Origin of the sequence: Pseudoalteromonas sp., from assembly GCF_041629635.1 — a bacterium.
In the GTDB taxonomy this organism is placed as follows: Bacteria; Pseudomonadota; Gammaproteobacteria; order Enterobacterales; family Alteromonadaceae; genus Pseudoalteromonas.
In genome coordinates, this window is sequence record NZ_JBFKMX010000123.1 from 1 (window position 1) to 10,629 (window position 10,629).

Annotated in this window: 13 protein-coding genes and 1 pseudogene; 4 read left to right on the forward strand and 10 right to left on the reverse strand. The window is 40.7% G+C overall.

What is annotated here, in order from left to right; all coding sequences use genetic code 11:
• A pseudogene (locus tag ABYD77_RS14880) lies at positions 1–154 on the forward strand (IS4 family transposase); the annotation flags it as partial.
• Positions 155–201: 47 nt separating this feature from the next.
• On the opposite strand, the gene ABYD77_RS14885 reads toward ABYD77_RS14880, so the two are convergent.
• From ABYD77_RS14885 to sfsA, 8 genes are all read right to left on the reverse strand, one after another.
• Positions 202–438, reverse strand: a complete 237-nt coding sequence (locus ABYD77_RS14885; RefSeq protein ID WP_372770909.1) for a hypothetical protein — start codon at positions 436–438, stop codon at positions 202–204.
• A 40-nt stretch (positions 439–478) separates the two neighbouring features.
• Positions 479–1,330, reverse strand: coding sequence for a pantoate--beta-alanine ligase (gene panC / locus ABYD77_RS14890; protein ID WP_372770910.1), 852 nt, complete (start codon positions 1,328–1,330; stop codon positions 479–481).
• 25 nt (positions 1,331–1,355) lie between these two features.
• On the reverse strand, positions 1,356–2,150 hold the full coding sequence (gene panB / locus ABYD77_RS14895; protein WP_372770911.1) for a 3-methyl-2-oxobutanoate hydroxymethyltransferase: 795 nt from the start codon (positions 2,148–2,150) through the stop codon (positions 1,356–1,358).
• A gap of 24 nt (positions 2,151–2,174) precedes the next feature.
• On the reverse strand, positions 2,175–2,678 hold the full coding sequence (gene folK, locus ABYD77_RS14900) for a 2-amino-4-hydroxy-6-hydroxymethyldihydropteridine diphosphokinase (protein WP_372770912.1): 504 nt from the start codon (positions 2,676–2,678) through the stop codon (positions 2,175–2,177).
• Positions 2,671–4,038, reverse strand: a complete 1,368-nt coding sequence (gene pcnB / locus ABYD77_RS14905; protein WP_372770920.1) for a polynucleotide adenylyltransferase PcnB — start codon at positions 4,036–4,038, stop codon at positions 2,671–2,673. Before pcnB ends, folK begins: the two co-directional genes overlap by 8 nt.
• A 163-nt stretch (positions 4,039–4,201) precedes the next feature.
• Complete coding sequence (gene gluQRS, locus ABYD77_RS14910; protein WP_372770913.1) at positions 4,202–5,128, reverse strand: tRNA glutamyl-Q(34) synthetase GluQRS; 927 nt, start codon at positions 5,126–5,128, stop codon at positions 4,202–4,204.
• Between the two features lie 10 nt (positions 5,129–5,138).
• Positions 5,139–5,579, reverse strand: a complete 441-nt coding sequence (gene dksA, locus ABYD77_RS14915) for an RNA polymerase-binding protein DksA (RefSeq protein WP_010560988.1) — start codon at positions 5,577–5,579, stop codon at positions 5,139–5,141.
• A gap of 162 nt (positions 5,580–5,741) precedes the next feature.
• Entirely contained in the window at positions 5,742–6,452 is a 711-nt protein-coding gene (gene sfsA, locus ABYD77_RS14920) for a DNA/RNA nuclease SfsA (protein WP_372770914.1), read from the reverse strand.
• An 84-nt stretch (positions 6,453–6,536) separates the two neighbouring features.
• On the opposite strand from sfsA, the gene pepB reads away from it, so the two are divergent.
• Complete coding sequence (gene pepB / locus ABYD77_RS14925) at positions 6,537–7,832, forward strand: aminopeptidase PepB (RefSeq protein WP_372770915.1); 1,296 nt, start codon at positions 6,537–6,539, stop codon at positions 7,830–7,832.
• A 412-nt stretch (positions 7,833–8,244) separates the two neighbouring features.
• Entirely contained in the window at positions 8,245–8,814 is a 570-nt protein-coding gene (locus ABYD77_RS14930; RefSeq protein ID WP_372770916.1) for a phosphoribosyltransferase, read from the forward strand.
• A 59-nt stretch (positions 8,815–8,873) separates the two neighbouring features.
• Here ABYD77_RS14930 and ABYD77_RS14935 read toward each other — a convergent pair whose 3' ends face one another.
• Entirely contained in the window at positions 8,874–9,530 is a 657-nt protein-coding gene (locus ABYD77_RS14935) for a Crp/Fnr family transcriptional regulator (RefSeq protein WP_372770917.1), read from the reverse strand.
• A gap of 129 nt (positions 9,531–9,659) precedes the next feature.
• On the opposite strand from ABYD77_RS14935, the gene ABYD77_RS14940 reads away from it, so the two are divergent.
• Positions 9,660–9,905: a uroporphyrinogen decarboxylase gene (locus ABYD77_RS14940; RefSeq protein ID WP_372770918.1), complete on the forward strand. Its 246-nt coding sequence runs from the start codon at positions 9,660–9,662 to the stop codon at positions 9,903–9,905.
• A 376-nt stretch (positions 9,906–10,281) separates the two neighbouring features.
• Here ABYD77_RS14940 and ABYD77_RS14945 read toward each other — a convergent pair.
• The coding region (locus ABYD77_RS14945; RefSeq protein WP_372770919.1) for an amidohydrolase family protein at positions 10,282–10,629 on the reverse strand (348 nt) is incomplete at its 5' end.

Here is a 10,629-nt window from a genome sequence, read left to right on the forward strand (position 1 = left end):
ATGGGCTTATGAGGAACTTGCTAGGCTTGGTGGTTGGAAAGATACGAAACGCACAGGACACGCTTCAGTTAAAGTGCTAATGCAAGGGTGGCTTAAACTGCAAACCATCCTTGAAGGCTACGATTTAGCTAAGTCTCTTGAGTCTGACTTGTGATCAAGAGACAGCTAATTAGCGGCTTTTTTGTGTTTAAAATAATTTCATTAGTTAATAAATTCAGAGCCGAGTTGCGCCTTACATGCATTATGCTGATCTATACACTGATTCATACACACGCCATTAGCCATGTTATCGCGCATGTTGGTGTTCTCGCATGAAGATTCACACCGGAAGTTTTGTTGTGCACAGCTATTGAGCACTTCCTTTTGTTCCTCAGTTAAATTTTGAGAGCTACATGCAGCCAATAAACTTGCTAAGGCGGTGGTGATTAGTTTTTTCATTATCCTTAATCCTTATAATTCTATAAATTGAGTTGCAATGTTAGGCTGTTGTAACTTGTAAGTTATCAATTAAACGCACACTTGCTAAAAATGCAGCAACCAGAATCACTAAATTTGTATCATCATTTGTCGCCGGTTGTAAGGTGCTGGCGTTACAAATATTAAAATAGTCGAGCTTAAAACCGTTTTGTACGATTGCTAAATGCGCTTTTTCAGTGATTTCAGCAATACTTAACTCACCTGCTTTTAAGGCATTTTCAGCGTTAAGCATAATCTGATAAAGCGCGCTGGCTTGTTGTTTTTCATTATCAGACAAATAACCATTACGAGAACTCATAGCAAGGCCTGAATCTTCACGTTTAGTGGCAACGCCAATAATTTCAATTGGCATTGATAAGTCTTCAACCATGGTTTTAATAACCGCAAGTTGTTGAAAGTCTTTCTCACCAAAACATGCGATATCTGGTTGCACAAGGTTAAACAGTTTATTTACTATAGTTGCTACACCACGGAAGTGACCAGGGCGACTAGCACCACAGTGGCCTTCTGATACCCCTGGAACATCAATGTAACTTTGCGCTTCTAAGCCTTTTGGATAGATAGTTTCTACCGTTGGTGTAAAGAGTAAATCAGCACCATGCTCGATAAGACCATTTTGGTCATCAACTAGGGTTCTTGGGTACTTATCTAAATCTTCATTTTTGCCAAATTGCATGGGATTAACAAAAATACTCACAACCACTTTATCGGCTATCTGTTTAGCTTTATCTACTAAAGAAAAGTGACCAGCATGTAAGTTGCCCATGGTAGGCACAAAAGCGACTGTTAAACCTTGTTGCTTCCAGCTTTTAATTTTGCTGCGCAATTGAGAAACGTTAGAAACCGTTTGCATAAAAGTAACTACTTAATACGTAAAATTAATTGAATTCATGCTCAGGGGCAGGGAACTGACCACTTTGCACATCATCGATATATTTTTTAACTGCTTCTGGCATGCTGCCAGCTTCAAGTAAAAAGTTCTTTGAAAATTTAGGAATATAACCAGCAGAAATACCAACTAAATCGTGCATTACTAAGATTTGGCCGTCAGTATCTTTACCGGCACCAATACCAATAGTTGGAATAGACACAGCTTCAGTAATCGCTTTAGCAAGCTCAGATGGAATACATTCAAGCACTAATAATTGCGCGCCAGCGGCTTCGAGCGCCTTCGCATCATGAATCATTTTCTCAGCCGCCTCATTTGTACGACCTTGAATTTTAAAACCACCGAAGACATGAACCGACTGAGGTGTTAACCCTAAATGACCACACACAGGAATGCCTTGTTGAGTAAGTGATTCAATCGCAGGATAAAGCCATTCCCCACCTTCTAATTTCACCATGTTGGCACCTGCACGCATTAGCTCTGCAGCATTACGACAGGCATCGGCTGGATTTGAGTACGTCATAAATGGCATATCGGCAATGACAAAGGTGTCTTTTGCACCAGCACGCACACAGCGAGTGTGATATGCAATATCTTGATTGGTTACTGCAAGCGTATCACTGCCACCTTGTAAAACCATGCCCATAGAATCGCCTACCAATAAAGCGTGGATACCTTGCTGTTCAAAAAGGCTAGAAAAGCTCGCATCATAAGCGGTCAGTGATGTAATCTTTTCGCCTTCTTGTTTCATTTTCTTTAATTTTGAAACAGTTATCTTAGCCATATGTCTCTCGATTATTTGTTGTTATTAGCTTGTCGCCAAAATGGTTAAGCCATTCTTATCAATGGTTTTAAGTAATTCGGTTAACTCTGTGCCACACGGCAGGCATAATTCGGGCGCCACTTCGTGCAATGGATAGAGCACAAACTCACGTGTTTTCATTCCATAATGAGGTACAGTCAGTCGCTCATTATCAATTTTCTGATCTTTAAACAGAATAATGTCTATGTCGAGTGTGCGCGGTCCCCAGCGATTTTCTTTACGCACCCGGCCAAAGTCTAGTTCTATTTTTTGCGTAATATCAAGTAGTGCTAAGGCCGATAAATTTGTTTCAATAGCAACGACTGAGTTTACATAATCAGGTTGATCTTGCGGTCCCATCGGTTTACTGCCGTAAAGCGAAGAACTTGCAACTAAATTAATTGTAGGATGTTCTGATAGCGCCATTGTGGCATTTCGGATTTGTTCTAAAGGCGCATTTAAATTTGCGCCTAAACCTAAATAAACACGCTGAGTAGCTTGATTAGTCATGACGTTTCGCATTATTAGCTTTTGGTTTACGTGGTCGTCTGCGACGGAAACTGCTGGTTTTGGCGCCTTTATTTAATTCGCCTACCATGCGTTTCTGATTGCCAGCATCTTGTTCTGTGTAGTTATCCCACCATGTAGCAAGTTCTGTTAACTCAGGTTCAAATTGAGCACGCAGACAGAAGAAATCTTTTGCAGCACGAAAACGAGGCTGTTGTGTTAAACGAAATGCACGTTGACCGCCTCGTTTATCAAAGCGATGTTGTAATTGCCAAATCTCACGGGTACCGATGGTAAAGCGTTTTGGTACAGCAATGGCTTTTGCGCTATCAGATAAGATTTGGTTCATAGCAATGTTAAATGCATTAAATGGTGTCTCACCCTGTGCTGTTATACGCTTAGCTTGTGCTTGCATTGGGTACCAAAGGAATGCGGCAATAAGATAAGCTGGCGTTACTTTTTTACCTGTATTGATGCGTTTGTCGGTATTGCTTAGTACTTGTTTTATTAGTGCTAATTCAGGTCCATCTGATTGCTTATTTAATAAGGAATCGAGAGCAGGAAAGAGGTAAGTAAAAAGCCCATAATGGCGTAATAGGTCAAAATTCGCTTCGGCTTTGCCATTTAGAAATAGCTTGAGCATTTCTTCAAATAGGCGGGCTGCTGGAATATTGCCAAGCAGCGATGCAAGTTGAAACATAGGCTTTTCTGTGGCGGGTGCAATGGTCATATCGAGCTTAGTGGCAAAACGCACTGCGCGAAGCATGCGAACTGGATCCTCACGGTAGCGAGTCTCAGGATCGCCAATTAATTCAATGCGACGGTTTTTAATCGCTTCCATACCGCCAGCAAAATCATGAATACTGAAATCGTTAATGGAGTAGTAGAGCGCATTAATCGAGAAGTCTCGGCGCTCAGCATCTTCATCTATGGTGCCGTATACGTTGTCACGGAGTAATTGTCCTTGGTCGCTTGCTTGGCTTTTATTTTTTTCTTCTTGTTCATCGCTGTGATGACCGCGCATTGTCGCCACTTCAATGATTTCGCGGCCAAACATAATATGCGCTAGGCGAAAGCGTCGCCCAATTAAACGGCAATTACGAAACTGTTTTTTAATTTGTTCTGGAGTGGCATTGGTAACAACATCGAAGTCTTTAGGTTCTAGGCCAAGTAAAATATCACGAATACATCCGCCAACAAGATAAGCGTCATAGCCGGCATCTTTTAAACGATACAGTACCTTTAGGGCATTTGGGCTGAGTTGTTTACGTGAAACCACATGATGTTCTCTGGTGACAACTAGCGGCTTTGAAAAACTAGCAGCACTTTGTGGTTCTTGACTTTGTTCTGACCCAGATAAGATATCTCGGCAGATTTTTACAAGCTTAGAAATAATGGGACAGCTCCAGAATTCATACAGGGAAAATTAACCGCGTAATAATATACTAATCACTGTGTTAATGCCATCGCTAGCAGGGTTGAATGGGCTGTTATTTAGGCATTATTTAGCCTAAAGATTGAACATATTAAAGAGGTTTAAAGGTAAAACTATTATCGCTCGGTATAAGTTGGATTTCATCATTGGCAGGCACATGTTCTCGTTGCCATGTGTTTACTGCCCATTGAATAATTTCTTCAACAGTTGCGCTTTTAAGTTGAGCTTCAGTATCTAAGCCGAGAAAATTTAGCGCAGCAAGCAGCGTTTGTTGCGGCTTATCCATATCTATTGCAGCAGCATAATTCTGCTTTGATAGTTTAAATCCAGGTTCTGCAACTGCGAGAGGTAAATGGCCAAATTGCGGTACCTTGGCACCTAGCAGCTTGTATAAACTGATTTGTCGTACTGTGGGGAAAAGTAAATCAGCACCTCGGACAATATGTGAAATTTGCTGTTCAATATCATCAAGTACGACAACAAGTTGGTATGCAAATAATCCATCGCGGCGTTTGATAATATAATCTTCTTCGGCAAATTTACTTTCAACAATGATATTGCCTTTAAATAAATCATTGAATTGATAGGTAGGTAAAGACTGTTTTAATCTTAAAGCTTGCTGTTCAAAAGCAAGTTCTAAGTCACGACAATGACCTGTGTAAAAACCACCATGTTGCTTTATTTCTTTACGGGTACATTTGCACGCATAGACTTGTTTTGCATTGGTAAGTGTATTAAGAACCTCTTGATAGTGGTTTAAACATTCGCTTTGATAGCGAATAGATCCATCCCAATAAAGGCCATAGTTTTCAAGGGTACTTAAAATGAGTGAATCACTACCTGTAACAACGCGGGGGATATCAATATCTTCGATGCGAACTAGCCATGAACCATTATGTGCTTTTGCATCAAGGTAACTGCCAAGCGCAGCGACTAATGAGCCGAAATGAAGTGGGCCTGAAGGTGAAGGGGCAAACCGACCACGATATGCCCCAAAATCAAATGTGTTTGCCAACATTTAAGCCAAATTAACGGCCTGATTGTTTTTCTTTGATTTCAGAAAGTGTTTTACAATCAATACATTGGTCTGCTGTTGGGCGAGCTTCTAGACGACGGATGCCGATTTCTATGCCGCATGTAACACAGTAACCAAAATCTTCATCTTCGATTAGTTGCAGTGTTTTCTCGATTTTTTTAATTAGTTTACGTTCACGGTCACGCGTACGTAATTCTAATGCAAACTCTTCTTCTTGTGCTGCACGGTCAACTGGATCAGGGAAGTTTGCTGCTTCATCCTGCATATGGTTTTTTGTGCGATCTACTTCTTCACGTAAGTTGTTACGCCATGTCTCAAGAATTGTTTTAAAGTGCGCTAATTGTGCGTCACTCATGTATTCTTCGCCAGGTTTTTCTGTGTACGGCGCTAGGCCTGCTTGAGCCAGTAAACTCAAATTATTTTGTGATGGCATAACTGTCTCCTAATTCTTCTATGAATAGAGTCCCAATAAAAGTCGGCGGCTATAAATAGCAGAATAAAAAATTAAGTGCAATTAATTTTTACCAATTAAAATATTTAGACAAGTCTAATTAACAACAATTTATGCGGTAAAATGTTTGAACTCGTTAACTATTCACTGTGGTGCGACAAAGGGAATGGTTTTATCTATTACAATTTGTTCCGAGCTTATGTTGGTACGGTAACACAAAATTTCAACCCCTGCGGCCAATGCTTTTTTAATTTCAATTACATAATTGGCGTCAATATGTGCAGCGGGTGCCACAGACTGAATGCCAGTGTGTTGAATTAAAAAGAATAAAACAGCGCGATGGCCTTGTTGCTTCATTGTCACTAATTCGCGCAAATGTTTGCTACCACGAGCGGTGACGGCATCAGGAAAATAACCTTGCCCGTTTTCCTCTAACAAGGTGACTGATTTTACTTCGATATAACACGCTGGCTTTTTGGCATCACTCAATAAAATATCAATGCGACTGTTTTCGTCACCATATTTTACTTCTTGTGTTAGGGTTTCGTAATTGATTAGCTCTGGTATTTGTTGCTTAGCTATCGCCTCGGCAACCACGTGATTTGCCATGCTAGTGTTCACACAGATTAGATCACCCGCTTGGTTTTGCGTTAGTTCTAGCGAGTGAGGGTACTTACGTTTGGTATTATTGGATGTGGAGTAATACGCTGTAAATCTAGGGTCAGCACAGCCAGTCATACGGCCGGTATTAGCACAGTGAATGGTGAGCTCGCCTTGTGCTGTTTCAATATCGACCAAAAATCGTTTGTAGCGTTTAAGTAATTTAGCTTGTTTTAATTCAGACTGAAATTGCATTGGCTTGGTCGCAAATTATTGGGCTATTAATGTCACTAGTGTACACTGGAGCTACGCAATTATGTGAACATACAAGAGAAAAATATGTCAGATCTGTTCAAAGTTCAGTTATCGCAAGGTGCTGCTGCGGCGCATTGGGGCGAAAACGCACTTCTTTCTTTCTCAAATGACGGTGCTACCGTTCATTTACAGCAACAAGAAACACTTAAAAATGTGCAAAAAGCAGGTCGCGCACTTGCTAATCAAGGTATAAAAACAATCGCTCTAGAGGGTGATGCTTGGTGTACTGAGAGCCAGTGGGCACTTTATCAAGGCTTTGTTACTGCTAAAAACCTAGACGCAGTTACCTTTGTAGAAAATGACCAATCATCATTAGAAGAACTTGCTGCCCTAAAGCGTTCTGCAATTTGGCAACGTCAAATGATCAATGGCACAGCTGAAGATGTTTACCCAGAAAGCCTTGCTGAAAAAGCAGCCGAATTCATCGGCTCATTAGCACCTGAACATGTTAGCTATGACATCATTAAAGGGGATGCATTACTTGAGCAGGAGTGGATTGGTATTCACTCTGTTGGTCGCGGTAGTGACCGTCCAGCGGTATTACTAACACTCGATTACAACCCAACGGGTGATGAAAATGCACCTGTTGCAGCGGCATTAGTAGGTAAAGGTATTACTTTCGATTCTGGTGGTTATTCAATTAAACCAAGTGAAGGTATGCTTTCAATGAAGTGTGATATGGGCGGTGCCGCAACGGTTACTGCGGGTCTGGCTCTTGCTATTAGCCGTGGTTTAGATGTGCGCGTTAAATTATTCCTTTGCTGCGCAGAAAACCTTATCTCAGGTAATGCATACAAGTTAGGCGATATTCTTAAATATAAAAATGGTACCACAGTTGAAATCGTGAATACTGACGCGGAAGGTCGTTTAGTGCTTGCTGACGGTCTTATGGCTGCAGGCGAAACGGGTGCACCGCTTATTATTGATGCCGCAACGTTAACGGGTGCAGCGCTTGTTGCGGTTGGTCAAGAATACAACGCACTTTTTGGTCTTGATAAAGAACTTGTACGTGAAGTTGAAAACTTTGCAAGTGATGAGTTTGAAGCTGCATGGGCATTACCGCTTGAAAAGTTCCACCAGTTTAATTGCCCATCAGCTTATGCTGATACTGCTAACAGCCGTGCACAGAAAGGTGGTGGTTTTGGTGGTGCATCAAATGCAGCTGGTTTCTTATCGCGCTTTGTGCCTAATGAAGGTAAAGGTTGGGTGCATATTGACCTTGCTGCAAGTTTCCAAGATTCAGCAAATAGTCAGTGGGCTGCTGGTGCAACGACTTGGGGTATGCGAACTGTTGCACGTACTTTGCTTGAAAAAGCATAGGTATTGTTAACTATTGTGATATGTAGCCTGCTTACGCAGGCTTTTATTAACGATCTTTAAAGCCTAATCGTCTCAACTCTTCGTCGCTTGGTGTTGAATCATTAAAACGAACCAGTTTTAATGCGATAAATAAACCAAGAAGCATGAAAGCAAATATCCACCACATATGGGCTACCTCTTTTTATTTGCCTCATCCATAAAAGGTAGTTTTTGGTAGTGAAACCAAAAATAGTTCCATTAGTTTTAAATGTGTTTTTCGTCAGCTACTAGAATAGCCTAGTATTTAACCTAACAGTTTGTAATATAATTTAAAAGGCTTAGGTCATGCATTTTTGATATAAAGCAAGCTATTTAATTTAATATGAGCTATTATTCACACCCTTTTTTACACCCCAAAAATCAGGAGCACTTCATGTCAGATAAGGTTTTTATTACCGCACAGCAGCTTTTGCAAGACTCATTTAAACTCGCAGCACAAGTTTTTGATGATGGTTTTCGTCCTGACTATATTGTGGGTATTTGGCGTGGTGGTGCACCAATTGGTATTGCTGTTCAAGAGTACTATGACTTTAAAGGTGTAGACACAGATCACATCGCGGTACGTACATCGTCGTATTACGGTATTGGCAAGCAATCTAAAGACATCAAAGTACACGGTTTACACTACATCATTGAAAACGCTAATGCATCGGATAGTTTATTAATTGTGGATGATGTATTTGACTCTGGACGAAGCATTTTTGCATTGAAAGAGAAGTTAAAAGAATTAATGCGTTTAAATTTACCGCAAGATATTCGCGTAGCATGCCCTTATTACAAGCCAAAGAATAACAAAACACCGATTGAACCTGATTACTACATTCATGATTCAGACGAGTGGTTGGTTTTTCCACACGAGCTTTCAGGTTTAACGCCGGATGAGATAGCAAATGGTAAAACAGATTTAAAAGAAATCAGCGATTTATTTATTGATAAAAAGTAATCGTAAAATAAATAGAAAAAGGTCGCCATTGCGACCTTTTTTTGTATTGATTTATGCGTTTAGCGACTAGCAAAGCTTTCGATAAACTCTTCGAGTTTATCTTCATCAAGTGGTTTTAAGCCTTGTTCAGTTCGCTGCACTAAACCTTGTTCTACCAAATCACTTACCACGCGACGATAGGCGCGCTCAGTAGTAGCAAAGCGCTCTGCTTCAGCACTCACTTTTGGGTAAGGCTTTAACATTGTTACCGTTTCATCTTGGTAGCGCGCTAAGCAGTCTTTGGCAATGTTAAAACTAAGTGGCAACAACAGCTTATTTAAATTTATTTGTTGGTTCTCAATAAACTTTTCAGCGATGCTTTTTGCCGTGTACATTGCGAGTTCAGGTTTTTCTTGTAATAACTCGCGCCAGTATTTTAACTCAATCAGGTTGTAGGTTACTTCACTTTGGCAGGTCATTGAATAAATACATGGCCTGTCGTTAAGTGCTTCAACTTCACCTACTAAGGTATTGTGACAGTCTAACTGACCGAGCAATAAACGTCTGCCATTACCCACATCGTAACTAAATGAAATTGTGCCACTACGTACTAAAATTAACTTACTTAGCGGTTTGCCTTGTTCGGCAAGTAGTTTACCTTTTTTTAAGGTATAGCTATTGCCCGCATAAGACAGTAACTCGTCAACTAGAGTTTTTGAAAAGTGGTAATCGAACATAAAGTCTCACTTGTTGAGAACACAAAATTAGCGTCAGTTAGAAATAACTGCTGGACAATTGTCCTTTAGCTATTCTATCGAACCCTTTAGCTTACAGCAAACGGGTGAAAATGAGAATCGGAGCAGCATATGGTTTGGGAATATTTAGGTTATTTTGCATCAGCATTACTGGTTGCTTCGTTAATGATGGAAGATGTCGCGAAACTACGTTGGTTTAATCTGGCGGGCTGTATTTGTTTTACCCTCTATGGTTTAGCTATTTCGGCATGGCCAGTTGCGTTTACAAATGGTTTGCTTTCGCTCGTGAATCTCTATCACTTAATCAAGTTAGCAAAGAAAAAATCAACGGCAACCGATGGCAAAGCTGACAGTTAAAAGTTTCAGTATGAAGAATTCAGAGCCTAAGGTCTGTTGACCTTTAAAGTTCGTTTTTGCAGCAGTTTGATTGGGTTTTATACAAGGCAGAGGCTGCGTGGCATAGTTATTCTATGTGAGTCAGCCGATAACACAGTAGAAAACCCAATCAAGCGCTGCCGAACGGTTCTTTTGAGCGCACTTTTCTCATTGTTGCCTGCATGGATGCAGGTAAGGGGTGTGAGCAGGAAGCGGAAGCTTTGCTCGATATTCGCTTAGATTGCTAGGCCACACATCGAGCGCCGCGATAAAAGCACGCTCAAAAAGAACAAAAATAGAACAGCAAAGGTCAACAGACCCTAGTAACAGCGTTCTGAATTCTAAACTATCTTTATACTTATTTTTGTTGGTATTTTAGTTCACCTGCAAGCCATGTTTGTTCAACTTGGGTATGATAAATATCGGCAATTGGCGCTTTAAAATAGTTAGTATCAACAATAATAAAATCTGCCCACTTTCCTTTTTCAAGGCTACCAATTTTAAATTCTTGGTGTGCAGAATACGCGGCATCTAAAGTAAATGCACGAAGCGCTTGCTCACGCGTTAACTTTTCCTCAGCAAGCCAGCCACCTTCTGGTGTACCCTTTTTATCTTGGCGAGAAACAGCCGCATACAGGCCGTGAAAAGCATTGGCTAGTTCAACTGGAAAGTCAGAACCAGCGGCTACACGTGAGCCTTGTTTTAA

What these genes read in the sequence shown, in the direction of transcription:
- ABYD77_RS14885 (WP_372770909.1), bottom strand. Translation starts at nt 438, where the DNA reads ATGAAAAAACTAATCACCACCGCCTTAGCAAGTTTATTGGCTGCATGT.
- panC (WP_372770910.1), bottom strand. Translation starts at nt 1,330, where the DNA reads ATGCAAACGGTTTCTAACGTTTCTCAATTGCGCAGCAAAATTAAAAGC.
- panB (WP_372770911.1), bottom strand. Translation starts at nt 2,150, where the DNA reads ATGGCTAAGATAACTGTTTCAAAATTAAAGAAAATGAAACAAGAAGGC.
- folK (WP_372770912.1), bottom strand. Translation starts at nt 2,678, where the DNA reads ATGACTAATCAAGCTACTCAGCGTGTTTATTTAGGTTTAGGCGCAAAT.
- gluQRS (WP_372770913.1), bottom strand. Translation starts at nt 5,128, where the DNA reads ATGTTGGCAAACACATTTGATTTTGGGGCATATCGTGGTCGGTTTGCC.
- dksA (WP_010560988.1), bottom strand. Translation starts at nt 5,579, where the DNA reads ATGCCATCACAAAATAATTTGAGTTTACTGGCTCAAGCAGGCCTAGCG.
- sfsA (WP_372770914.1), bottom strand. Translation starts at nt 6,452, where the DNA reads ATGCAATTTCAGTCTGAATTAAAACAAGCTAAATTACTTAAACGCTAC.
- pepB (WP_372770915.1), top strand. Translation starts at nt 6,537, where the DNA reads ATGTCAGATCTGTTCAAAGTTCAGTTATCGCAAGGTGCTGCTGCGGCG.
- ABYD77_RS14930 (WP_372770916.1), top strand. Translation starts at nt 8,245, where the DNA reads ATGTCAGATAAGGTTTTTATTACCGCACAGCAGCTTTTGCAAGACTCA.
- ABYD77_RS14935 (WP_372770917.1), bottom strand. Translation starts at nt 9,530, where the DNA reads ATGTTCGATTACCACTTTTCAAAAACTCTAGTTGACGAGTTACTGTCT.
- ABYD77_RS14940 (WP_372770918.1), top strand. Translation starts at nt 9,660, where the DNA reads ATGGTTTGGGAATATTTAGGTTATTTTGCATCAGCATTACTGGTTGCT.